Here is a 23067-nt window from a genome sequence, read left to right as displayed (position 1 = left end):
GAAACACGCATGGCGCCGAAGCTTGTCGACTATCTGTCCTACGAGCCCGAGGACAATGGAATCCTCTGGATCAGGTTCAACCGCCCGGACCGGCTCAACGCGCTCGTCGGCACGGCGGAGGAAAACGGCACCGTCGCCAAGGTGGGCGAGTACATGCGTGCCGGCGACGACGACCCGAAAATCCGCGTGATCGTGCTCACCGGTGTCGGTCGCGTTTTCTGTGCCGGCGCCGACCTGCGCTCGAAGATGCCGCCCGAAGTGACGGGCGAGGAGTTCCCGGGCAACCGCGGTACGCACGAAGGACCCGATGCCGCGCGCCAGCACTTCTTTCACGGCTTCACCAAGCTCCATCGCGACATCTCGCTGATCCGCAAGCCGACCATCGCCATGATCAACGGCCCGGCGGTCGGCTCGGGCATGGACATGGCGCTTCACTGCGACATCCGCATCGGCTGCGAGAAGACCCGCTTCATCGGCTACCAGAATGCCGGCCAGATCATCGAGAATGGCGGCTCCTACTATCTGCCGAAAATGGTCGGCCTCGGCCGTGCGCTCGAATTCGCCTACACCGGCGAGCTCGACGCCGACCGCGCCTATAACTGGGGCATGCTCAATCACCTCGTGGCGTCGGACAAGCTCGAGGAGACCACGCGGGCATTGTGCGACCGTATCATCAAGGTGCCGCCGCTCGTGCAGTGGGTCGGCAAGCGCATCATGCGCGCGGCCCTCGACAGCACGATGGAGACCACCATGGTCCTCACCTCGAATGCCGGCGGCATCCTGAACGGCTCCGAAGATGCCAAGGAAGCGCGCCGCGCCTTCGCCGAAAAGCGTCCGCCGGCCTTCAAGGGCCTGTGATCGCGGTCGCCTCTTCGGCTATGGGGCGCTAGACTGCGGCATCGTCCAGCATCGGAGGATGGCCATGACATCAACCGCAATCCGCCTGTCGCGCCGCGGCTTCGTGCGATCGGCAGTCGCTCTTGGCGTATCTGGCGCCATCGTCGGCGGAACGATCTCGCCGCTCCTCGCCGCCGATCCGATCAAGCCCGGCGCCAACAGCGCCCTGATCGTCATCGACGTCCAGAACTGCTTCATCGACGGCGGCACGCTGCCGGTGAAGGGCGGCGCCGAGGTCGTGCCGATCGTCAACAAGCTGGCCGGCGCCTTCCAGAACGTGATCGTGACGCAGGACTGGCACACGCCGGGCCACGCCTCGTTCGCCAGCGCGCATGCGGCCAAGAAGCCGTTCGAGACGATCGGCCTGTCATACGGCACGCAGGTCCTGTGGCCCGACCATTGCGTGCAGGGCTCCGACGACGCGGCGCTGCACAAGGACCTCAAGCTGCCGACGGCGCAGCTCGTCATCCGCAAGGGCTTCAACAAGGGTGTCGACAGCTACTCGGCGTTCGAGGAGGCGGATCGCAAGACCACGACGGGGCTCGCGGCCTATCTCAAGGCTCGCGGCATCGACACCGTCTTCCTGACGGGCCTCGCCACCGATTTCTGCGTCGCCTGGACGGCGCTGGATGCCCGCAAGCTCGGCTTCACCACCTACGTGATCGAGGACGCCACCCGCGCCATCGATCTCAACGGCTCGCTGGCCGCGGCCTGGAAGGAAATGACGGCGGCCGGCGTGAAGCGCATTCAGGCGAGCGACATTTCCTAGGGTCTTTCCGCTTCAAGTCGACCCGCACCACCTCATCCTGAGGAGCGGCCCCCTCGAATACCTCGGGGTAAACTCCGGACCGCGTTTCGAAGGATCGGCAACAGGCGCGGTGCTCGTGCCCATGCTTCGAGACGCGTCCCGGCGGGACGCTCCTCAGCATGAGGTTGGTGGTGGTGACTTTATCCGACTCGAAAAGATTCGAGCCGCTACTGCGGCCAGCCCAGCTCGATCTCGATGACGACGGGCTTGACCTGACGCATCGCGGAGTCGGTGGAGGAGAACTCGACGTCGCCGTTCACCTTGTCGAGCGCATCGCCGGGCGCATCGGTTGGCGGGTCGAAGCGCAGCGAGAGGTTGCAGCCGCCGACCGGCTTGTCGAGCCGGCCGCCGTCCCAGCCGTTGGTATAGCCGCCGAGGTCCCAGCCGAAGCCCGTCAGGGTGAAGGGCTTGCCGTTCATCGCCTCGATTTCCGCCAGGGTGGTGCCGTTGGTCACCGGCCTGTCGAGGCCGGTGACGGCGACCGGCCAGGTCGAGCCGTTGCGGATGATGACGACGTTGGGTCGGGCATAGGAATCGTGCCAGAGGATTTCGATGCGCCTGGTGGGATCCCTGGCGAAGATGACGGTTCCCGGCTCGGTGTTGCCCTCGCCGACGGGAATGGCGGCCCGTTCGACGTTGGCAGCGCCGAACACCCGCGCCAGCGTGCGCTCGTCGGCGGTGCGGGCGAAGGGGCCGGTGCAGTCGAGCACGGTCGGGGCCTCGCTCTGGGCGAGCGCCGGTGTCGCAAGGGTGACGCAAAGGAGGCAGGCAAGGTGTCGGGACAGGAACAGGAACGGTGACATCTCGCTCTCGCACCGCTCTGGCGGCAAGGGCCGTCCGAGCGCCATATTGTGGCCGCTGCAAGGGAGCAGCAGCATGACCGTGAAGTTCGTCTTTTATCACACCCGGCGCTGACGCGAGACCGATGACGTCCCCGATCACCACCCGCAGGCTGGCGACGATCCTGTTCGCCGACGTCTCCGGCTACAGCCGCATGATGCGCGCAGACGAGGAGCGCACCCTCGTCGACCTGCGCGCCCATCTGGCCGAGCTGGTGGCGCCGGTGATCGAGCGGTTCGGCGGCCGTATCGTGAAGACGGTGGGCGACGGCGTGATGGTCGAGTTCGGCAGCGCGGTCGAAGCGGTGCGGTCCGCCGTCGAGCTGCAGCGCGGCATGGCGGGGCGCAACGACGGCGTGCCGGTGGAACGGCGGCAGACCTTTCGCATCGGCCTGCACCTGGGCGATGTCATCGCCTCCGACGACGATGTGTTCGGCGATACGGTCAACGTCGCCGCGCGTCTGCAGGGCGTGGCCGAGCCCGGGTCGATCGTCCTGTCGGCGGCCGTCTACGAGCCCGTCCGCGATAAGCTCGCTTTGCCGTTCCGCGACCTCGGCAACCGCTCGGTGAAGAACATCGACCGGCCGGTCCGCGTCTATGCGCTCGACTCCGCGTCGCTGGCCGACGGCGCACCGTCGCGGCCGCTCCCACGGGCGCGCAAGCGCCTCGTCGCCGCCGTTGCATCCGTTGCGTTGGTCCTCCTCGCCGGTGCCGGCACCCTGGCCTATTTCTCCGGCCACTTGCTGCCGGCGGAGGAGGCGGTGGCGGCCGCGCCGGTGCCGGTCGAGACAGGCCTGTCCGTGGCGGTGCTGGTGTTCGCCAACCAGAGCGGCGATCCCGGCCAGGATTACTTCTCCGATGGGCTGACCGAGGACATCACGCGCGCGCTCGGCCGCTTCAAGCAGCTCACGGTCCTGTCCTACGGGGCGGTGCTGCCGTTCCGCGGGAAGAACCTGCCGCCGCAGGAGATCGGCCGCGCGCTGCGGGCGCGGTACATCGTCGGCGGCACGGTGCGTCGCATGGGCCCGCGGGTGCGCGTCACGGTCCAGCTCAGCGACGCGATGACCGGCACGCAGCTCTGGTCCGAGCACTACGACGACGATCTGGGCGACATCTTCGCCGTGCAGGATCGCATCGCCCGCCGGATCGCCGGCACCCTGGCGACCAACCTGCAGCAGCTCGCCGTGCAGCAGAGCCTGCGCAAGCCGACCGACAATCTCGATGCCTACGACATGCTGCTGCGGGGCCGCACGCGGGCAGCGGAGACGACGCCGTCGGGCAACCGGGCGGCGCGCGAGATGCTGGAGAAGGCGATGGTGATGGCGCCGAACTATGCCGATGCCTATGCCGAGCTGGCCGGCGTACATTTCGAGCGCGCCACCTTTGGCTGGTCGGAGTTTCCCCAGCAGGACATCGACACCGCGATCCGCTACGCGCAGAAGGCGATCGACCTCGACGAGGAGAGCGTGCTGGCGCACGGCCTGCTCGCCCGTGCCTATGCCGCGACCCGCAAGTACGACCTGGCGATGGCTGAATCGGAGCGCGCGCTCGAGATCAATCCCAGCGACGCCGAGGTGCTGCGGGCGCGGGCCGCGGTGCTGCTGTGGACCGGCCGCATCGAGGAATCGATCGCGACCGCGGAGATCGCCAACCGTCTCAACCCGAACATCGGCCCCGAAGCCGCGCTCAATCTCGGCATCGCCTATCTGCTGAGCGGCCGCTATGCCGATGCGGTGCGCCTGCTGGAGACCGTGCGCGCCCGCTTCCCGGCCTATCCGCTGCTCGACCTGCCGCTGGCCGGCGCCTATGCCGAGATGGGACGCACGCCGGAAGCGAAGGACGCGATGGAAGAGGGCCGGCGCAAGAACCCGCATCTCGACGCCGCCAGCTTCGGCTCGCGCTTCCAGGATCCAGCCCTGCAGCAGCGGCTCGCGGAGAGCCTGCGCAAGGCCGGGTTGGACTGACGCGACGGCGGCCGGCTTACGGTCGGGGTGCGTTCTTCAGGGTCTGCCAGTTGCCGTTGGCCTTCGTCGCGTTGGCCCCGGAGTCCTGGCGAAACCGCTCGGAACCCGCGGCGCTGGCAAAGACATAGAGATGGCCGTTGGAGATCGTCCAGATCGTCGGGTCGGATTCGCGCAGGTTGCCGTTGGCCATGTTCATCGCGCACTGGCCGCCGAACTGCGGCGCGTACTTGTCGGGATCGGCCCTGAACAGGTCGCGGTGCTGGGCATTGGCGAAGCGGTAGCGCACCCCGTCCCAGATGAGTTCGTGGTCGGCGACGCCGGGGGTGGCCACGCCCAGGGTGAAGTAGGCGACCGGATCGTAGCCCTTGAGGCCGAGGCGCGCGGCGCTCGCCGGGTTCGGTTGTGCGAAGGCCGGAGGCGCTGCCGCCATGCCGGATGCGACGGTCGCTGCGGCCACTGCCCACAGGAATGCACGGCGCGTGGACATTTCAGTCTCCAGGATATGACGGCGATCGAGTCATACGCTGCGAGATGGGCTTCAATTTGGGCGCGATAGGGGCGGCCTGTGAACGGCCGTCCAACCCCAGTCAGACCTGAGTCGTGGACGTGTCGGCGCGGCCGCGCTCCAGCATACGGTGGGCAATCTCGGTCTCGCCGAGGACGATGAGATTGGCGCCGAGCTTCTCGAAATGCTCGACCGTCGCGCTCGAATGCGCCCGGGCCAGGATGTCGAGCCTGGGATTGGCGGCGCGGGCCTGCTGGACGATCTGGCCGGCCTCGAAGGCCTCCGGGATGGTGACGTAGAGGCGCCGCGCGCCGGCGAGGTTGAGGGCCGCGATGATCGCCGGTTCGGCGGCGTTGCCGGTGAAGACTTCGGCGCCGTCGCCGCGCGCCCGGGCGACGCCGGCATCGCTCGCCTCGACGACGATCATCTTGGCGCCGTCGCCCCGCAGGCCGGCGCCGACCAGCGAACCGACGCGGCCGTAGCCCACGACGATGTCATGGCCGGTCAGGGTCGTCGGCGTGAGAGCGGTCGCAGGCTCGTCGGGCTGGGCGGCCGGTTCGGCGGCTTTCTCCTGCCCCAGGCGCTCGAGCAACGTGAAGACCAGCGGATTGAACATGATCGACACGATGGCGCCGGCCAGGATGAGGTCGCGCGACTCCTTGGGTACCATGCCCAGGCCGATGCCGATCCCGATCAGGATGAACGAGAACTCGCCGATCTGCGCGAGGCTCGCCGAGACGGTGAAGGCGGTCGACCGGCTGTGCCCGAATGCCCGCACGATGAGGTAGGCGGCCACCGACTTGCCGACGATGATGATGGCGATGGTGGCGATCACCGCCAGCGGGTGCTCCACGAATACCGCCGGGTCCAGCAGCATGCCCACCGAGACGAAGAACAACACGGCGAACGCGTCGCGCAGCGGGATGGCTTCTTCGGCGGCGCGCTGGCTGAGGTCGCTTTCGCCCAGCACCATGCCGGCGAAGAAGGCGCCGAGGGCGAAGGAGACGCCGAACAGATGGGCGGCGCCATAGGCCACCCCGAGGGCGATGGCGTAGACGGCGAGGCGGAACAGTTCGCGCGATCCGGTATGCGCGGTGAAATGCATCAGCCAGGGTATGACGCGCCGGCCGACGATCAGCATGATCGCCACGAAGATCGAGACCTTGGCCAGCGTGACCAGAAGGGTGAACAGGATGTGCGTTGCGGGCACCCCGTTGCCCGCCGTCGCCACCGCCAGCGCCGGCAGCAGGACCAGCGCCAGCACCATCGCGAGATCTTCGACCACCAGCCAGCCGACGGCGATGCGGCCGCGTTGCGTTTCGAGGATGTGGCGCTCCTGCAGGGCGCGGATCAGGACGACAGTGCTGGCGACGGAGAGCGCCAGGCCGAACACGAAGCCGGCAATGGGCGGCCAGCCCAACGCCCAGGAAAGGGTGGCGCCCATCAGGGTCGCGACAGCGATCTGCCCGATGGCGCCGGGAATGGCGATGCGTGCGACCGACAGCAGGTCCTTCAGCGAGAAGTGCAGGCCGACGCCGAACATCAGCAGGATGACGCCGATCTCGGCGAGTTCGGTGGCGAGCGCGGGATCGGCCGTGAAGCCCGGCGTGTAGGGGCCGACCAGGACGCCGGCCAGCAGGTAGCCGACCAGCGGCTGCACCCGCAGCCTCTGGGCGATCAGGCCCAGTACGAAGGCGAGCATCAGACCCGCAGCGATCGTCGCAATGAGCGGGGTCTGATGCTCCGGCATCCGGTTTCTCTCAGCGAGTGAATGGACGCTTCCGGTGTGGCGCGCCTCCCTGGAAATTGCAATCAGTCTGAGCGGAATTGGGGAGGCTCGAAATGAAGATATCGCGACGCACATTGCTGGGCAGCGGCCTCGCCGTGTCGACGGTCGGCGCCGCAGGCGCGACGGCATGGGCGCAAGCCTATCCCACGAAGCCGATCCGCTGGATCGCGCCCTTCGCGGCCGGCGGCAATTACGACCTGACGTCGCGACTGGTCGGCGAGGGCATGTCGCGCGCCCTCGGCCAGACAGTGCTCGTCGACAACCGGCCCGGTGCCGGCGGCCTCGTCGGCGCCGAAGCGGCGGCAAATGCGCCGGCCGACGGCTACACCGTCGTGATGGGCAGCTTCAGCGTGCTGTACGTCTCGCCCTATCTCGCGGGCAAGCCGTCGCTGGTGCCGCTGTTCGCGCCGATCAGCCTGCTGTCGACCGTGCCGATGATCCTCGTCGGCAAGCCCGACGGGCGCTTCCCCGACATGCGCGCCGCACTCGCCGAAGCGAAGGCGAAGCCCGGCACGGTCACGATCGGCCATGCCGGCAACGGCACGACCAACCACATCGCCATCCTGCGCCTCGAAGTGAACGAGGGCGTGAAGTTCAACATCATCCCCTACAAGGGATCGGGCCCCGGCCTCACCGACCTGATGGCCGGCCAGATCGATCTCTACATGGACCAGCTCACGACATCCCTGCCGCACATCAAGTCGGGCAAGCTGAAGGGCCTGCTGGCGATGAGTCCCGATCGCATCGCGCAATTGCCGGACATGCCATCACTCACCGACATCGGCAGCAAGCCGTTCGACGGCGGCACCACGGCCGGCGTGCTGGCGCGCGTCGAGACGCCCAGGCCCATCCTCGAAACCCTGAACGGCGCCGTGGTCACGGCCCTGAAGGACCCGGCCATTGCCGCGAAGCTTGCCGAGCTCGGCGCCGTGCCACGCCCGTCGACGATGGAGGAGTTCGCAGCTTATATGAAGGACCAGGAAGCGGGCGTTAGCGCACTTGTGAAGTCAGGTTTGTTGAAACCCGAATGAGCGGGTGCCATGTCGGCGCCATGGCATATCTCATCAGAACGATCACACTGGCTCTAGCTTTCGCCGTAGCCGGCGCCGCCGCGGGATGCAGTGGGCTCCCGCAGGACGGTCGGTATCAGACCCACAACAATGCCAGTTGGGAAGGCTTCCGCGCCTGACGAGCCAAGGGGCGCGGGGCATGACAAGGCGTGCTCGCGGGCTTTGAGGACGCGGCCGCGAACAGGAAGCTGCGCGCCATCGTGCGCGCGTCGAAGCGCGAGGTATTCACGGCGGCCTTCGAGGCCTAAGAAGGCAGTGTCGAGGAGCGGTTGACGCTCGGCCTGTTGAAGCTGGATTACGCCTTCAGGCAATTTCCTTCATGACCGACCACAGGTCGGCCTTGCGTTCGAAGCCGATGCCGGGCGTGTCGGGTAGCGACACACGGCCGTCAACCACCGCGCAGTCGTCGGCGAAGCCGCCGAACGGCGCGAAGACCTGGGGGTAGGATTCGTTACCGCCGCATTGCAGGCCGACGGCGATGTTCAGCGCGAACTGGTGGCCGCCGTGCGGCACGCAGCGCCGAGGCGACCAGCCGTGCGCCTTCAGCATCTCGAGCGTGCGCAGATACTCGACCAGCCCGTAGGACAGAGCGGGATCGTATTGCAGGATGTCGCGGTCGGGACGCAGGCCGCCGTGGCGGATCAGGTTTCGCGCATCCTGCATCGAGAACAGGTTCTCGCCGGTGGCGAGCGGCGGGGCATATTCGGTCGCGAGCGCGGCGTGCGCCAGATAGTCGAGCGGGTCGAGCGGCTCTTCGTACCAGCGCAGGCCGAAGCCCTGGATGGCGCGGCCGAACTCGATCGCGGTGGTGAGGTCGAACTTGCCGTTGACGTCGACTGCCAGCCGCTCGCCGGCGCCGACGATGTCCAGCACCGCCTCGATGCGCTTCAGGTCCTCGGCCAGCGGCACGCCGCCCACCTTCATCTTCACGCAGGAATAGCCGAGGCCGAGATAGTGCTTCATCTCGTCCTTGAGCCCGTCCAGCCCCTTGCCGGGATAGTAGTAGCCGCCGGCGGCATAGACCCACGCCTTCTCGTCGGCCTGGCCGCCATTGTAGCGGTCGGCCAGCAGCTTCCAGAGCGGCACCCGCTTGGCCTTGGCGACGGCGTCCCAGATTGCCATGTCGAGCACGCCGACCGCGACGGAGCGCTCGCCGTGGCCGCCGGGCTTTTCGTTGGCCATCATGACGGCCCAGCATTTCGCGGGATCGAGCAGCCCCTCACCATCGAGCAGCAACTCAGGCTCGGCCTGGCTGAGCCGCGGAATGAAGCGCTCACCCAGCAGCCCGTGCTGCGCGTAACGGCCGTTCGAATTGAAGCCGAATCCCACCACCGGCTTGCCGTCGACCATCACGTCGGTGACCACCGCCACGACCGAAGCGGTCATCTGGCTGAAGTCGATGTAGGCGTTGGCGATCTTGGAGCGGATGGGCGAGACGATGTCGCGGATGGCGACGATGCGCATGGTGGCGTCCGTGTCTGGAAGGGCCGTCGGGCCGGGTCCAGAGTTTCTACAGGTGCTGCCGCGCGGCGGCCAGTAGTTGCGGCGGCGACACCGGCTTGCGCAGGAAGGGCGCGGTCGCGAGGTCGGGGGGAACCTTGGCCGGATCGCTCGCCGATACGAAGACGAAGGGCACGCCCTGCTCGCGCAGGTGCTTGGCCAGAGGGAAAGTCAGGCCGTCCGCCAACTTGATGTCGAGAAAGCCGAAGTCGACCCGCTGAGATGCCAGCGCCATTGCGTGGCCGGTACTGCCGGCGACGTGGGGCGTGCAGTCGAGCTGGTCGCGGACGAGCGCCGCGAGGTGGTCCGCCACCAGTTCATCGTCTTCGACAATGAGAACGTGCTTGCCCATGGCGAGTAGGGAAACGCCGTCGCATCGAACAGGTTGCCGCGAAAATCACAAATCAGTTAGTCGAACTTTGGACGGCCTGTTGCGTAGTATCGATCGAATGCAGCGGGCGTTTTCCATCGCTGCGCCCGGACGGCCCTCCGCCCGCCAGATGTTGCGTACGGCAACCTCGGCGCTCCATGCAGAGGTTGACGGGCGCTTCTCCGGTCCTTTTGAGACGGATAAGAATGCCTACTCGGCGTTCCTTCTGTCGCTCGCCCGCGCGGTTCCGCCGCTGGAGCGGGCGCTGGAGCAGGGCGGCGTCGAGCGCCTGCTTCCGGATTGGCGGTTGCGACGCAGGTCCGGCGCGCTGCAGCGAGATCTCGACATACTGGGCGTCCGCGCACCGGCCGCGATAGCCGTCGACGTGACGAGCGACGAAGCGCGCCTGTTCGGTCGCCTCTATGTGCTGGAGGGCTCACGCCTCGGCGGGAGCCTTCTGGTCAAGCGCGCCCGGGCGAGCGCCGATCCGCTGGTGCGGGCGGCCACCCACTATCTGAGCCACGGGGCCGGCGCCGATTTCTGGCGTGGCTTCCTGCAGCGGCTAGAGGACTCGCAAGCCGTGGCGGCGGCGCCGGAGCGGGCGATGCTGGGCGCCCGCGAGACGTTCGGACTGTTCATGACGGAACAAGCCCATGCCTGACCCTGTGTTTCCCGTCGACCTCACCAACTGCGATCGCGAGCCGATTCATCTCCTGGGGGCGATCCAGCCGTTCGGTTTTCTGGTCGCGCTCGACAGCACGCAATGGATCATCACGCGCCTGTCGAGCAATGCCGGCGTGTGGCTGGGGGCCGGCCCGGCCGAACTGGTTGGCCGGCCGATCGAGGACGTGTTCACCCACGACGCCATCCATCTCATTCGGGGCCAGCTGCAGACCGCGGTGTTCACCAACACCGTGGCGCGGGCCTTCTCGGTGGCGCTGCTGGCCGACGGTTCGCGCTTCGACCTCGCCGTCCATGTGAACGGCGACACGATCGTCATCGAGGCCGAACCTTGCATCGACGAGCAGGGGGTCAACTCGGGAGCGCTGGTGCGCGCCATGATCGCGCGCCTGCAGCAGACGCCGGATCTCCGGACCTTCTACCGGGTCGCGGCCCGCGAAATGCGCGGCCTCACCGGCTTCGATCGCGTGATGATCTATCGCTTCGACCATGACGGCTCGGGCGAGGTGATCGCGGAATCGGCGCGCGGTGGCCTGGAAAGCTATCTCGGTCTGCACTATCCCGCGTCGGACATTCCCCGGCAGGCGCGCATCCTCTACGAGCGCAACTGGCTGCGCATCATTGCCGATGTGTCCGCAAAGCCTGTCGCGATTCAGCCTGGCCTCATCGCCGGCCGGCCGCTCGACCTGTCGATGAGCGTGCTGCGCAGCGTCTCGCCGATCCACATCGAGTATCTGCAGAACATGGGCGTCGGGGCCTCGATGTCGGTGTCGATCCTGCGCGACGGCAAACTGTGGGGCCTGTTCGCCTGCCATCATTACGGACCCCACACCGTGCCGTTCGAACGGCGCACGGCGGCCGAACTGTTCGGCCAGATGTTCTCGCTGCTGATGGAGAGCCGGGAGCGGGACGGCGAAGCGGCCTACGAGGCGCGGGCACGCAAGCTCCATAACCAGCTCGTCACCGTGATGGCAGCCGAAGCGACCCGCTTCGACAGCATCGTCTCGCACCTCGACGAGATTGCCGATCTCCTGTCCTGCGACGGGATCGGCGTCTGGACGGGCGGCCACGCCAGCCTGCAGGGCATGGCCCCGACGCAGGAACAGTTCATCGGCTTGATCGACCATCTGACGCGTCGAGACCTCGGCGACGTGCTGGCCTGCCACGAGATCGCGGCCGAGTATCCGCCGGGCCGCGACTTCGCCGACCGTGCGGCCGGCATGCTGGTCGTGCCCCTGTCGCGGCCGGCGCGCGACTTCCTCATCTTCTTCCGCAAGGAAGCGGCGCGATCGGTGAGCTGGGCGGGCGATCCCGGCAAACCGATGACGATCGGCCCGCTGGGCGCGCGCCTGACGCCGCGCAAGAGCTTCGAGCTGTGGCGCGAGACGGTGAGGGGCCAGTCGATTCCCTGGGAGCCGGTAGACGTGCGCATCGCCGAGAGCCTGCGGGTCAGCCTGCTTGAGGTCATCCTGCGTCTCTCCGACATCACCGAGGTCGAACGCAGGCGGTCGCAGGAGCGGCAGGAACTGCTGATCGCCGAGCTCAATCATCGGGTCCGCAACATTCTCGGCCTGATCCGCGGCGTCATCTCGCAGAGCCGCGATCCCTCCCTGACGGTCGATGCCTTCACCGAGGTCGTGAGGGGGCGCATCCAGGCCCTGGCGCGCGCGCACGACCAGATCACCGCCGACAACTGGGGGCCGGCTTCGTTCCGCGGTCTCGTTGCTGCCGAGGTCGGCGCCTATCTGGGGGGCAAGGCCACGCGCGTGCGCCTGTCGGGGCCTGAGATGCTGCTGGAGCCACAGGGCTTCACCACCCTGGCGCTGGTCGTGCATGAGCTGATGACGAATTCCGCCAAGTACGGTGCGCTGAGCGACAGTAGCGGCTCGATCGATATCGAGACCCGGCTCGATGCGCAGCGCGACCTGCACATCACCTGGACCGAACGGGGCGGTCCGCCGGTGACGCCGCCGACACGGCGCGGATTCGGCTCGACCGTGATCGAGCGCTCGATCCCCTACGACCTGAAGGGCGAGGCCACGGTCGCCTACGAAGTGACGGGCGTGTGCGCCAGGTTCGTGATTCCGGCGAGCTATGTTCGTCCGGCGGCGGGCGCGCTGGCCGAACCGCCCGCCGAGGCGGCAGCGGAGGTAAGTGCGGCGGACCTGCCGAAGGATGTGCTGATCGTCGAGGACAACATGATCATCGCACTCGATGCCGAGAGTTCGCTGGTCCGCGCCGGTATCGAGACCGTCCGGGTGGCCGCCAGCGTCGCGCAGGCCATGCGTGCGATCGCCACCCGTGCGCCGAACTTCGCCCTGCTCGACATCAATCTCGGCCGCGAAACCAGCTTCGTGGTCGCCGAGCATCTCGATTCGCTCGGCATCCCCTTCGTGTTCACCACCGGCTACGGCGAGGACATCGCCTTCCCGCCCAAGCTGCTTGGCGTGCCGCGCATCCGCAAACCCTATAGCGGCGACGCGCTGCTGATGGCGATGCGCCGCTAACCCGCCGCGAAGACGTTGCGGCGGTTCTGGCGGAACAGGAGCCACCACGCGACCGCGCCGTTCAGCAGGTTCCAGGCGATGCCGTTGATGAAGGCGGCCCGGTAGGAGCCGGTCATGTCGAACAGCACGCCGCCCATCCAGCCGCCCAGCGCCATGCCGACCAGGGTCGATGAGATGGCGAGGCCCACCCGGAAGCCGGCTTCCCTGGGCGGGAAGTATTCGCGCACGATGATGGCGTAGGACGGCACGATGCCGCCCTGGAACAGGCCGAACATGGCCGAGGCGAGGTAGAGCGAGTTGACCGAATCGTCGACGAGATAGAAGACCAGCGCCACGCACTGCAGGGTCGAGCCCAGCAGCAGCGTCTTGATGCCGCCGACCCGGTCGGCGATCCAGCCCGAGGCGATGCGGCTCACGATGCCGAAGCCCAGCATCAGCGACAGCATCTCAGCGCCGCGCGCCACGCCGTAGCCCAGGTCGGCGCAGTAGGCGACGATATGCACCTGCGGCATCGACATGGCCACGCAGCAGCCGATGCCGGCGACGACCAGCACCGCCTGCAGCGCATTCGGCGAAAGGCCGAGCGAGCGCGGCGAATGTGCGGCAGCGCCGGGCGTTCCTGCGGCGGCGTTCATCTGCTCCTGCGGCGGCTTGCGGCGGAGCGTCAGGGCCAGCGGGATCATGGCGGCGAAGCACAGCGCGCCGGCCACCCAGTAGGTGACCCGCCAGCCATGATCGTGGATCAGCATCTGGATGATCGTCGGCCAGATCGCGCCGGCGAGATAGTTGCCGGAGGCGGCGATGGCCACGGCGATGCCGCGCCGCCGGTCGAACCAGTGCGAGATGTCGGCGACCAGCGGCGCGAAGGTCGCGGCCGAGCTGAAGCCGATCAGCACCTGGACCGCGGCGAACAGAGGCAGCGCGGTCGCCAGTGGCGCCAGCGCGAAGCCCAGCGCCAGGCCCGTGGCGCTCAGCACTGCGGTGAGCACGATGCCGCGCTTGTCGACCAGCTTGCCCCAGGTGACTCCGCCGGCGAAGAAGCCCAGCGTGTTCATCGTGTAGGCGAACGAAATGTCGGCGCGGGTGACGCCGAGATCCTGCTGGATCGACGGCAGTGCCACGACGAGGCACCACATGCCGATGCCGCCCACCGTGCTCAGCGTCACGCTGGCGGCCAGGCGCCACCAGGCATAACTCGACTCGACTCCGGACATGATCAGCCGCCGATCGCGCCCTGCGTGTTGACATAGAGCGCGTAGAGCGAGTGGCTGGCCGCCATGAACAGGCGGTTGCGGTAACGGCCGCCGAAGCAGACGTTGGCGCAGCGCTCGGGCAGGTCGATATGCCCGATCGGCTTGCCCGCCGGATTGAAGATGCGCACGCCGTCGAGTTCGGCCGAGCCCATGCCCCAGCCGCACCACAGATTGCCGTCGACGTCGACCCGGAAGCCGTCGGGCGAGCCGCCGGGCCCGGCGTCGATCAGCACCGAGCCCTTGCCCAGCGTCGTGCCGTCGGTCGAGAGGTCGTAGGACAGGATCGTGCGGTGCGGCTCGGCGCGCGACGCCACGACATAGAGCTTCTTCTCGTCGGGCGAGAAGGCGAGGCCGTTGGGGCCGGGAATGTCATCGACCATCATCGCGAGCTTGCCGGTCGTCGCATCGAGCCGATAGACGGCGGGCCTGTTCTCGCTCTCTTCCTTGTGGCCTTCGTAGTAGCCCAGGATTCCAAACGTGGGATCGGTGAACCAGATCGAGCCGTCCGACTTCACCACCACGTCGTTGGGCGAGTTGAGCGGCTTGCCGTTGTAGGAATCGGCCAGCACGGTGATGGCGCCGTCATATTCGAAGCGGACGACACGGCGGGCATCGTGCTCGCAGGCGATCAGCCGGCCGCGCCGGTCGCGGGTATGGCCGTTGGCATTGTTCGAGGGCTTGCGGAAGATCGAGACGTTGCCGGTCTCCTCGTCCCAGCGCAGCACGCGGTTGTTGGGAATGTCGCTCCACAGGAGGTAGCGGCCGTCACCGAACCAGACGGGCCCCTCGGACCAGCGGCAGCCGGTGTAGAGCCGTTCGACCGAGGCCAGCGGCAACCGGTACTGGTTGAACGACGGGTCGAGCACGCGCACGGCCGGATCCGGATAGCGCTCGCTGGGCTGCCACATCTTGGTTTCCTCGTTTCATTCCCTGAGCCGACACTAGCGCCAAGTGGGCGTGCGCGCCTCCTTGGAATTGGCAAGGCCACCGTGCGGACATGGAGGACCTGCCGGCTTCATCGTCCAGTTGCAATTGGTCGGCCGGATCCGCAACCTGCCGTCCTTCGGTCGGGGGCGAGGAATGAAACTGTTCGGCGTGGTCAAACTGCTGGCGTTGCTCGTGGCGCTCGACCTGACAACGATCGCGACGGCGGTCGCACAGCCAGCCTCGCCACCATCGAGCAAGGCTGACGATGCCTTCACCTATTACTATCGCGATCCTCGGCCAGAGCGTCTGGTTGGCGTGCTCGATTCCCTTGGCAAGAAGCCGCGGGACTGGATCGCTTATCCACCCGTTGCCGGCATTCTCGCCGTGGTGTTCGCGACCCAGCCGGGGTGGATCGGGAAGCTCATTCCGGCTCAACTCGATGCCCGTTTGGCCACGACGATTGCCGCGGCCCTTCAACTGTCCGGCCAGCCCGTCTCCAGGGATCTGCAGGCCCGTCTGGCCCAGGCAGGGACGGATCCCACGCTCGCGGCCCAGTTCGCGGGCCTGCCGAATCGACTGACCGACCTCAGGATCGCGATCCCGACCCACCTGGACATCCTCTGGGGTGCGTCTTTCGCCAGCGGCGACGGCCGGTACGTCCTCATGATCATCGACTTCATGGCCCGGACGGCCAACCGGTCCGAGCCCATCGCGCTCGAGATCGTTCGGGTCGCCGCGGGTGTTGGACGCAAGGACTCCGGCTATCTGGCCACCCTCAAGGACAAGTACGATCAGAGGCTTCTGATTGAAATTGCATATGCTGCGACGGCCGCCTGGGCGCTCACCTCCAACGCTCACCAGCATGGCTTCGTCGATGTCACCGTGAAGCGCTACATTTCGGAGCATCCGGGGACTTGGGGGGCAAAGGTGTTGGCCGTTCTGAAGGCCTCGTAAGGGCCGTCCTTCCGGGGTTTCGGCGTGCGGCTGGCAGCATGTCACACGACCGAAGAAATCGCGGGAATGGCCAGCCTGCCCTGTGATATACCGCCGAACCGCTCGCCCGGAGGCGAGCCAAGTCTGCAAGCCCTATGGGATGGTTGTGATGAAGCCGAGCTTTGTGACGATTGACCGACATCCTGGCCGCTCCACCCAGACCATCGGTGTGGCCCGCGCGCTCGGAACCGATCCGGATCTCATTCACGAGCCGTCGGTCGGCGTCGTCGGCACCAAGGGCGACAGCCAGTGCTACCTCGGCGTCCTGTCGAAGGTCGAGGCGATCCACGCCCAGCTGAAGGCGCGCATCGGCACGGGCCCCAACCAGCTCAAGATGCGGCTGGTCCAGCCGGAATACACGATCGCCACCTCGGACGGCATCCGCAACGGTACGCGCGAGATGCGCTATTCGCTGATCGGCCGCGAGGTCACGCAGGATGCGCTGTGCGAGCATCTGAGCGCCACCGGCCTCGCCGGCACGATTGCGGTCGTGGCCTGCGACAAGCCGCCGGTCGGCACGCTGTCGGCCCTGCTCGAGCACAATCTGCCCTCGATCATCATGTCGGACGGCCCGATCCATCCCGGCAAGGACCCGAACACCGGCGAGGCGCTCGACATCGTGAGCGCCTACCAGGTCGCCGGCCATCCCGATCCGGAATACCGACATCACATCGCCTGCCACGCCTGCCCGGGCTACGGCAGCTGCGGCGGCATGTTCACCTACAACACCATGCAGACCTTCATCGGCGTGGTCGGCATGCAGCCGCTGCACATGGTGGCGCCGCCGTCCGACGATCCGCGCCGCACCAACGAATTCGCCGCCGAGCTGGTCGACCTGCTGGCCAACCTGATCGCCAAGGACCTGAAGCCGCGCGACATCGTCGTGCGCGATTCGATCCGCAACGCGGTGATCGTGGCGATGGCCATCGGCGGCTCGACCAACGTGGTGCTGCACGCCCCGGAAATCGCCCGCGCCGCCGGCTTCGGCGACTTCTGGAAGGACGTCATGACGCCGGAGGAATTCAACTACCTCTCGCAGCATGTCGTGCCGGTGCTCACCGATGCGCGGCCCTACGGCAAGTATTCGATGGTCGACATCGACGAAGTCGGCGGCGTGCAGGTGATCGTGCGCGAACTGCTCGAAGCCGGCCTGCTGAACGGCAACGTGCTGACCTGCACCGGCGAGACGCTGGCGCAGCAGGTCGAGCGCCTGGGGGCCAAGAAGGCCGATGGCCGCGTGATCTATCCGGTCGAGAAGCCCTACAAGCCGACCGGCGGCCTGCGCATGCTGGGCGGCAACCTGTCGCCGGACTTCTCCGCGATCCTGAAGCTCGCGGGCGTCGAGGGCGGCCTCGAGGACAATCTGTTCCGTGGCCGCGCCCGCGTCTTCGAGGGCGAGCAGGGCCTGCTCAAGGCGCTCGACGAGACTCCGGAGACCTTCCAGAACCACGACATGATCATCGTGCGCTACGAGGGGCCGAGCGGCGCGCCCGGCATGCCGGAGATGCTCGATCCGACCTCGCGCATCACGACGCTCTGCCGCGAGCGCAACATCGTCGTGGCGCTGATGACCGATGCGCGCTTCTCGGGCGGTTCGGTCGGCCTCGTCATCGGCCATGTCGGGCCCGAGGCGGCGCTGGGCGGCCCGATCGCGCTGGTCGAGGATGGCGACGAGATCGTGGCCGACCTCAACGTCAACGAGCTGAACTGCACGGCGTTGAAGGATCCTGCCGTACTCGCCAGGCGCAAGGCGGCGTGGGAGAAGGCGGTCGCCGACAATGGTGGCATCCATCCCAATTGCGGCATCGCCGACACGCGGCTGCTGCATCGCGCGCGCACCAGCGCGGTGCCGGCGACGCGCGGCGGCGGCCTGCACCCCAACCGCGAGGTCTGGGTCCGTGCCCCGCGCAAGGCCGAGCGCCAGGACTTCAAGCTGCGCAACAAGCACCGCCCGGCGTTCGACAAGAGCTTCTGACGGGACGCAGACTTCGCCGAATACATCAACGCCAGAGGCTCACACCTCTGGCGTTTTCATTGGAGCTCGCCAATCCGATCCCATCCTCCCCCATCACATGGGGGAGGTGGCCCGAAGGGCCGGAGGGGGAAGGCCACAGGTCTGAACTCTCTTCAGTTCAAATTCATCGCTTTGCTTTCCCCCTCCCGGCCTCCCCCGTAAGACGGGGGAGGTGAAGAGTAGAGCAAAGCGTCGGACTTCAATTGTCTCTAATCGCCCTCGACGCCGTACGCCGCCTTGACCGCTTCCTGGCTGACCAGGCCCAGCCGTACGTCGCGCTTGATCGCTTCCGGGTCCCGCTTCGCCGGATCGCCGTAGCCGCCGCCGCCGGGCATCTCGACCACCAGGCGCTCGCCGGCCGGGATGGTCTGGAAGCCCTTGGCCTTCAGCTCCTGCCCTGACGCGAGCGACAGACGGCCGTTGGCGCCGGCCTGTCCACCGTCGCGACCGCGCGCCGGATACTTGACCCGTTCGAAGGTGGCGAAGATGCCGAAGGGTGCGCCCTCGCGATGCTCGACCTCCATCACCTGTCCGAGGCCGCCGCGCTGCGCGCCGGGGCCGCCGGAATCCTGGCGGTATTCCTTCTTCCAGACGACCACGGGCGCGATGGTCTCGGTGATCTCGACCGGCACGTTGCGCACGCCCGACGGGAAGGGCGTGGCCGAGAGCCCGTCGAGCGTCGGGCGGGCGCCGGCGCCGCCGGAATGGAAGGTCGTCACCATGAAGGGACGGCTGTTGCCGATCGTTCCCGTCATGCCGTGGCCGGCCCCGAGCTTCAGGTTCCAGAGGTTGGAGGTGCCTTCGGCGGGCACCTGTCCCGGGATGACCTGATGCAAAGCGTCGAAGCAGACGTCGGGCAGCATGTGGCCGATCGTGCTGCGCGCGTTCACCGCCGCGGGGTGGAGCGCGTTGACGATGGTGTTCTCGGGGGCCGTGACCAGGATCGAATCGAGCGTGCCGGCATTGTTGGGAATGGTCGGCGCGACGATGCACTTGATGCCGAAGGCGGTGTAGGCCTCGGTGTAGCACATCGGCGAATTGATGCCGTAGATCGACGAGCCGGAGGTGCCGGCATAGTCGACCGAGATATGATCGGCGTGGATCGTGACGGCGGCATGCAGGTCGATCGGCGCGTCGTAACCGTCGATTCGCATATGGCCCTTCCAGGTGCCGCGCGGCAGCTTGGAGATGGCCGCGATCATGCCGGCGCGGCTCTTCTCGATGATGTGTTCGCCCAGCTCGTCGAGAGTGTCGATGCCGTGCTCGGCCATCATGTCGGACAGCCGCTTCTCGCCGATGCCGTTGCAGCCGATCAGCGCGTGGATGTCGCCCTCGACCTGCACCGGCTCGCGCACGTTGGCGCGCACGATGCGCATCACGCTCTCGTCGATCACGCCCTGGCGCATCAGCGGCAGCAGCGGCAGGAAGAGGCCCTCGTGGAAGACCTGCCGCCCGTCGGGCGACTGGCCGAGGCCACCGATGTCGACCACGTGCGTGGTGCAGGAGAACAGCGCCACCAGCTTGCCGTTGTGGAAGGCGGGCGAGGTCACGACGATGTCGTAGAGATGGCCGGTGCCCTTCCACGGATCGTTGGTGACGTAGGCATCGCCCGGCTTCATCGTCTCGACCGGGAATTCGCGGATGAAGTGGATGACGCTGCGTGCCATCGAGTTCACGTGGCCCGGCGTGCCGGTCACGGCCTGCGCCAGCATGCGGCCCTCGAGGTCGAACACGCCGGCCGAGATGTCACCGGCTTCGCGCGCGCTGGTCGAGAAGGCGGTGCGCACCAGCGCCCGTGCCTGCTCCTCGACGACGGAGAGCAGGCGGTTCCACATCACCTGCAGCCGGATGTCGGCCAACGGAGACTTGGCCGGCAATTTGGGAGACGTGCTCATGCGCGGTCCTCCAGGACGATCTGGCCCACTTCGTTGATGCGGGCGATGAAGCCGGTGGGAACGACGGTGGTGGTACCGTCCTCGACGATCAGCGCCGGTCCGTCGAATGACATGCCGGGCGTCAGGGCCTTGCGTTCGTGGAGGGCCGCCCGTTCTAGGAGGCCGCTCGCGGGATCGAACACCTCGCGATGGCCCGACGGCGCCGGGGCGGCGAGCCTGGCCACCGGCCTGACCGGCGATGGCAACGGTCGGTCGGTGCCGATCGACAGGGTCCAGGTCAGGGCTTCGACTTCGAGCTTGGGAATGGCGCGGCCGAACACCTGCTCGTAGGTCGCCTCGAAGCGGCGGCGCAGGTCGCCTGCGGCATCCGCGGCGAAGGGTTCGTTCGGCAGCGGCACGGCGATCTCATGGCCCTGGCCGCGATAGCGCATGAAGGCCTGGCGCGATTCGACCAGCGCCTCGCCCGGTGCCGCCGGCCGCACGACGGTCTCGGCTTCGCTACGCATGGCGGCAAAAAGCTCGTTCAGCATCTTCGCGTCGAACATGTCGAGCCTGACATGGCGCGTCCTCACCACCTCGTAGGCGATCGAGGCGCGCAGGAAGCCGAAGGCTGAACCGACGCCGGCGCCCACCGGCACGATGACCTGCTTCATCCCGAGCTTGCGGGCGAGACGCGCGGCATGCAGCGGCGCGGCGCCGCCGAAGGCGATCAGCGCGCGGTCGGCCGTGTCCTTGCCGTTCTCGACGGCGTGCACGCGTGCGGCACTCGCCATGGTCTCGTCGACGATCTCGGCCACGCCGGCCGCCGCGCCCTGGGCATCGGTGCCGAGCGGGCCGGCCAGCGCCTGCAGCGCCGCCTCGGCCTTGTCGCGGTGAAGCGGAATGGCGCCGCCGGCGAAGCGCGTCGGATCGAGCCGTCCCAGCGCGGTATCGGCGTCGGTCACGGTGGGCTCGGTACCGCCGCGCCCATAGCACGCGGGACCGGGCACGCTGCCGGCGGAATCGGGGCCGACCTGGATACGGCCCAGCGCGTCTAGGCGGGCGATCGAGCCGCCGCCGGCGCCGATCTCGACCAGCTCGATCACGGGGATGCGCACCGGCAGGCCGGAGCCCTGCACGAAGCGATAGGCGCGCGCGACTTCGAACTGGCGCGAGCGCTGCAGTTCGAGATCGTCCAGCAGGGTGAGCTTGGCCGTTGTGCCGCCCATGTCGAAGGCGACGGCCCGGCGGGCATCGTTCTCGGCCGCGACCGTGCGCGCCAGGATGGCGCCGCCGGCCGGTCCGGATTCGACCAGCCGCACCGGATAGCGCCGCGCGGTCTCGACCGTCGTGATGCCGCCCGACGACATCATCAGCAGCAGGGGGGCCGCGATCCCGTCCTTCTTCAGGTCGGCTTCGAGCTGGCCGAGATAGCCTGCCATGCGCGGCAGCACATAGGCGTTGGCGATGGTCGTCGAGGTGCGTTCGTACTCGCGGATCTCGGGACAGACCTCGCAGGACAGCGAGATGGCGACGCCCGGCAGTTCCTCGGCCAGGATCGCACCGGCGCGGCGCTCATGCGCCTCGTTGGTGAAGCTGTGCAGGAAGCAGACCGCGACCGCCTCGATCTCCTGCGTCTTCAGTTCGGCGGCGACGCGGCGCACCGCGGCCTCGTCGAGCGCCAGCAGCACGGCGCCGTCGGACGCCACGCGCTCCGGCACGCCGAAGCGCAGGTCGCGCGGCACCAGCGGCTGCGGCCGCTCCATGTGGATGTCGTACTGCTCGAAGCGATGCTCCCACGCCATCTCGACGGAATCGCGGAAGCCCTCCGTCGTGACCAATGCCGTGCGCGCACCCTTGCGCTCGATCAGCGCGTTGGTGGCCAGCGTCGTGCCGTGAACGACGAGCGTCACGTCCTGCGGCCGGCACTTCGCCTGGGCCAGGATGGCGCGCACGCCCTCCAGCACGGCGCGCTCGGGCGCGTCGGGTGTGGTCAGGACCTTGATGGCATGGGATTTCGCACCGACTTCGAGAACGACGTCGGTGAAAGTGCCGCCGATATCGACGGCCAAACGGGAGGACATACTTACTCGTCTATCTTGATGTTGCCCTTGCGTACCACGTCGCCCCAGGTGACGGAATCGCGCTTCAGGAAGGCCACGTATTCGGCTGGGGGGAGCAGGGCGGGGGTGAGGCCGCTCTCGTCGTACTTCTTCCTCACGTCCGGCTCGGCCAGGACCTTGTCGATGGCGGCGTACAGCCGGTCGACGATCGGCTTCGGTGTACCGGGAGGGGCGGCGAGCCCGTACCAGTTCTCAGCCTCGTAGCCCTTTACCGCTTCGGCGATTGCTGGCGTGTCGGGCAGGACGGGCCAGCGCTCCGGCGAGGTCACGGCCATGGCGCGCGCCTTGCCGCTGCGGATCAGGCCCAGCGTCGCGGGATCGCCGAAATAGGCATCGACGATGCCGGCCGCCAGGTCGTTCAGCGCCGGGCCGGTGCCGCGATAGGGTACGTGGATCATCTTCAGGCCGGACATCTGGGTGAAGAGTTCGCCCGCAAGATGCTGGCTGGTGCCGATGCCGCCGGACGCCCAACGCAGCTCCTGCTTCTTCGCCAGTTCCATGAATTCCGGCAGGGTCTTCGCGGGCAGGTCGTTGCGCACCGCGAGGATGAAGGGCATGCGTACCAGCCGCGTGATCTGCGTCAGCGCCATCGGATCGTAGGGCATCTTGCTGCGCAGATGCGGACCGGCGGTCAGGGTGCCGGCACCCGTGAGCGAGAGCGTGTAGCCATCGGGTGCCGCATGCGACATCGCCTCGACGCCGATGATTCCTCCGGCGCCGCCCTTGTTCTCGATGACGATGGTCTGACCGAGCTCCTTCGACAGCGGCTCCATCATCAGCCGCGCCGTCAGGTCGACGCCACCGCCCGGCGGAAAGGGAACGATGATCTTGATCGGCCGCTCGGGATACTTGCCCTGCGCGGAGGCGGCGCGAGCGATGAACGGTGAGGCGACCGCCGTGACGAGAAGCTGCCGCAGAATGTGTCGACGAGTGTTACGCAAGAACCAGTCCCC

18 protein-coding genes are annotated in these 23067 nt (G+C 67.6%); 8 read left to right on the top strand and 10 right to left on the bottom strand.

All coding sequences use genetic code 11. From position 1 onward, the window contains the following. Positions 1-9 precede the first annotated feature (9 nt). The gene (locus ACP15H_RS18985) at positions 10-858 is read left to right on the top strand and encodes an enoyl-CoA hydratase/isomerase family protein (protein WP_425067716.1); all 849 of its coding nucleotides are present in this window, start codon (positions 10-12) and stop codon (positions 856-858) included. Between the two features lie 64 nt (positions 859-922). Further along, a complete protein-coding gene (gene pncA / locus ACP15H_RS18980) occupies positions 923-1666 on the top strand; it encodes a bifunctional nicotinamidase/pyrazinamidase (protein WP_425067715.1) in 744 nt (247 codons plus the stop codon). Between the two features lie 206 nt (positions 1667-1872). Here pncA and ACP15H_RS18975 read toward each other — a convergent pair whose 3' ends face one another. Beyond that, positions 1873-2508 (bottom strand): hypothetical protein, encoded by a 636-nt coding sequence (locus ACP15H_RS18975; protein ID WP_425067714.1) that lies wholly within the window; start codon positions 2506-2508, stop codon positions 1873-1875. A 122-nt stretch (positions 2509-2630) separates the two neighbouring features. Between ACP15H_RS18975 and ACP15H_RS18970 the strand changes: the two genes are divergently transcribed. Further along, positions 2631-4508 carry an adenylate/guanylate cyclase domain-containing protein gene (locus ACP15H_RS18970; RefSeq protein WP_425067713.1) on the top strand — a complete coding sequence of 626 codons (1878 nt, stop codon included), beginning with the start codon at positions 2631-2633 and terminating at the stop codon, positions 4506-4508. A 16-nt stretch (positions 4509-4524) separates the two neighbouring features. Here ACP15H_RS18970 and ACP15H_RS18965 read toward each other — a convergent pair whose 3' ends face one another. Continuing rightward, positions 4525-4995, bottom strand: coding sequence for a YHS domain-containing (seleno)protein (locus ACP15H_RS18965; RefSeq protein ID WP_425067712.1), 471 nt, complete (start codon positions 4993-4995; stop codon positions 4525-4527). A 100-nt stretch (positions 4996-5095) separates the two neighbouring features. Then, a complete protein-coding gene (gene ybaL, locus ACP15H_RS18960; RefSeq protein WP_425067711.1) occupies positions 5096-6763 on the bottom strand; it encodes a YbaL family putative K(+) efflux transporter in 1668 nt (555 codons plus the stop codon). 92 nt (positions 6764-6855) lie between these two features. Between ybaL and ACP15H_RS18955 the strand changes: the two genes are divergently transcribed. Beyond that, on the top strand, positions 6856-7833 hold the full coding sequence (locus tag ACP15H_RS18955) for a Bug family tripartite tricarboxylate transporter substrate binding protein (protein ID WP_425067710.1): 978 nt from the start codon (positions 6856-6858) through the stop codon (positions 7831-7833). 342 nt (positions 7834-8175) lie between these two features. On the opposite strand, the gene ACP15H_RS18950 is transcribed toward ACP15H_RS18955, so the two are convergent. Next, positions 8176-9336 (bottom strand): enolase C-terminal domain-like protein, encoded by a 1161-nt coding sequence (locus ACP15H_RS18950; RefSeq protein WP_425067709.1) that lies wholly within the window; start codon positions 9334-9336, stop codon positions 8176-8178. A 46-nt stretch (positions 9337-9382) separates the two neighbouring features. Then, positions 9383-9724, bottom strand: a complete 342-nt coding sequence (locus ACP15H_RS18945; RefSeq protein ID WP_425067708.1) for a response regulator — start codon at positions 9722-9724, stop codon at positions 9383-9385. Positions 9725-9821: 97 nt separating this feature from the next. On the opposite strand from ACP15H_RS18945, the gene ACP15H_RS18940 reads away from it, so the two are divergent. Beyond that, positions 9822-10403 carry a biliverdin-producing heme oxygenase gene (locus tag ACP15H_RS18940; RefSeq protein WP_425067707.1) on the top strand — a complete coding sequence of 194 codons (582 nt, stop codon included), beginning with the start codon at positions 9822-9824 and terminating at the stop codon, positions 10401-10403. Next, positions 10396-12930, top strand: coding sequence for an HWE histidine kinase domain-containing protein (locus tag ACP15H_RS18935; protein WP_425067706.1), 2535 nt, complete (start codon positions 10396-10398; stop codon positions 12928-12930). The genes ACP15H_RS18940 and ACP15H_RS18935 overlap by 8 nt, the downstream gene beginning before the upstream one ends. Here ACP15H_RS18935 and ACP15H_RS18930 read toward each other — a convergent pair. Next, positions 12927-14144 carry an MFS transporter gene (locus tag ACP15H_RS18930; protein WP_425067705.1) on the bottom strand — a complete coding sequence of 406 codons (1218 nt, stop codon included), beginning with the start codon at positions 14142-14144 and terminating at the stop codon, positions 12927-12929. The genes ACP15H_RS18935 and ACP15H_RS18930 overlap by 4 nt on opposite strands. Positions 14145-14146: 2 nt before the next feature. After that, positions 14147-15091, bottom strand: a complete 945-nt coding sequence (locus ACP15H_RS18925) for an SMP-30/gluconolactonase/LRE family protein (protein WP_425067704.1) — start codon at positions 15089-15091, stop codon at positions 14147-14149. Positions 15092-15263: 172 nt separating this feature from the next. Between ACP15H_RS18925 and ACP15H_RS18920 the strand changes: the two genes are divergently transcribed. Together ACP15H_RS18920 and ACP15H_RS18915 are read left to right on the top strand one after the other, a co-directional pair. Then, positions 15264-16064: a hypothetical protein gene (locus tag ACP15H_RS18920; protein WP_425067703.1), complete on the top strand. Its 801-nt coding sequence runs from the start codon at positions 15264-15266 to the stop codon at positions 16062-16064. A gap of 148 nt (positions 16065-16212) precedes the next feature. Beyond that, the gene (locus tag ACP15H_RS18915; protein ID WP_425067702.1) at positions 16213-18078 is read left to right on the top strand and encodes a dihydroxy-acid dehydratase; all 1866 of its coding nucleotides are present in this window, start codon (positions 16213-16215) and stop codon (positions 18076-18078) included. Between the two features lie 248 nt (positions 18079-18326). On the opposite strand, the gene ACP15H_RS18910 is transcribed toward ACP15H_RS18915, so the two are convergent. The 3 genes from ACP15H_RS18910 to ACP15H_RS18900 are packed head-to-tail and all read right to left on the bottom strand — an operon-like array spanning position 18327 to position 23055. Continuing rightward, on the bottom strand, positions 18327-20012 hold the full coding sequence (locus ACP15H_RS18910) for a hydantoinase B/oxoprolinase family protein (protein ID WP_425067701.1): 1686 nt from the start codon (positions 20010-20012) through the stop codon (positions 18327-18329). After that, on the bottom strand, positions 20009-22075 hold the full coding sequence (locus ACP15H_RS18905; RefSeq protein ID WP_425067700.1) for a hydantoinase/oxoprolinase family protein: 2067 nt from the start codon (positions 22073-22075) through the stop codon (positions 20009-20011). Before ACP15H_RS18905 ends, ACP15H_RS18910 begins: the two co-directional genes overlap by 4 nt. A gap of 2 nt (positions 22076-22077) precedes the next feature. Beyond that, positions 22078-23055 carry a Bug family tripartite tricarboxylate transporter substrate binding protein gene (locus ACP15H_RS18900; RefSeq protein ID WP_425067699.1) on the bottom strand — a complete coding sequence of 326 codons (978 nt, stop codon included), beginning with the start codon at positions 23053-23055 and terminating at the stop codon, positions 22078-22080. Positions 23056-23067 lie beyond the last annotated feature (12 nt).

It is taken from the genome of Reyranella sp. (assembly GCF_965249915.1).
Lineage (GTDB): Bacteria > Pseudomonadota > Alphaproteobacteria > Reyranellales > Reyranellaceae > Reyranella.
Note: the sequence above shows the minus strand (reverse complement) of the source record. Positions and strands in the feature narration are given on the sequence as shown.

What these genes read in the sequence shown, in the direction of transcription:
- ACP15H_RS18985 (WP_425067716.1), top strand. Translation starts at nt 10, where the DNA reads ATGGCGCCGAAGCTTGTCGACTATCTGTCCTACGAGCCCGAGGACAAT.
- pncA (WP_425067715.1), top strand. Translation starts at nt 923, where the DNA reads ATGACATCAACCGCAATCCGCCTGTCGCGCCGCGGCTTCGTGCGATCG.
- ACP15H_RS18975 (WP_425067714.1), bottom strand. Translation starts at nt 2,508, where the DNA reads ATGTCACCGTTCCTGTTCCTGTCCCGACACCTTGCCTGCCTCCTTTGC.
- ACP15H_RS18970 (WP_425067713.1), top strand. Translation starts at nt 2,631, where the DNA reads ATGACGTCCCCGATCACCACCCGCAGGCTGGCGACGATCCTGTTCGCC.
- ACP15H_RS18965 (WP_425067712.1), bottom strand. Translation starts at nt 4,995, where the DNA reads ATGTCCACGCGCCGTGCATTCCTGTGGGCAGTGGCCGCAGCGACCGTC.
- ybaL (WP_425067711.1), bottom strand. Translation starts at nt 6,763, where the DNA reads ATGCCGGAGCATCAGACCCCGCTCATTGCGACGATCGCTGCGGGTCTG.
- ACP15H_RS18955 (WP_425067710.1), top strand. Translation starts at nt 6,856, where the DNA reads ATGAAGATATCGCGACGCACATTGCTGGGCAGCGGCCTCGCCGTGTCG.
- ACP15H_RS18950 (WP_425067709.1), bottom strand. Translation starts at nt 9,336, where the DNA reads ATGCGCATCGTCGCCATCCGCGACATCGTCTCGCCCATCCGCTCCAAG.
- ACP15H_RS18945 (WP_425067708.1), bottom strand. Translation starts at nt 9,724, where the DNA reads ATGGGCAAGCACGTTCTCATTGTCGAAGACGATGAACTGGTGGCGGAC.
- ACP15H_RS18940 (WP_425067707.1), top strand. Translation starts at nt 9,822, where the DNA reads ATGCAGCGGGCGTTTTCCATCGCTGCGCCCGGACGGCCCTCCGCCCGC.
- ACP15H_RS18935 (WP_425067706.1), top strand. Translation starts at nt 10,396, where the DNA reads ATGCCTGACCCTGTGTTTCCCGTCGACCTCACCAACTGCGATCGCGAG.
- ACP15H_RS18930 (WP_425067705.1), bottom strand. Translation starts at nt 14,144, where the DNA reads ATGTCCGGAGTCGAGTCGAGTTATGCCTGGTGGCGCCTGGCCGCCAGC.
- ACP15H_RS18925 (WP_425067704.1), bottom strand. Translation starts at nt 15,091, where the DNA reads ATGTGGCAGCCCAGCGAGCGCTATCCGGATCCGGCCGTGCGCGTGCTC.
- ACP15H_RS18920 (WP_425067703.1), top strand. Translation starts at nt 15,264, where the DNA reads ATGAAACTGTTCGGCGTGGTCAAACTGCTGGCGTTGCTCGTGGCGCTC.
- ACP15H_RS18915 (WP_425067702.1), top strand. Translation starts at nt 16,213, where the DNA reads ATGAAGCCGAGCTTTGTGACGATTGACCGACATCCTGGCCGCTCCACC.
- ACP15H_RS18910 (WP_425067701.1), bottom strand. Translation starts at nt 20,012, where the DNA reads ATGAGCACGTCTCCCAAATTGCCGGCCAAGTCTCCGTTGGCCGACATC.
- ACP15H_RS18905 (WP_425067700.1), bottom strand. Translation starts at nt 22,075, where the DNA reads ATGTCCTCCCGTTTGGCCGTCGATATCGGCGGCACTTTCACCGACGTC.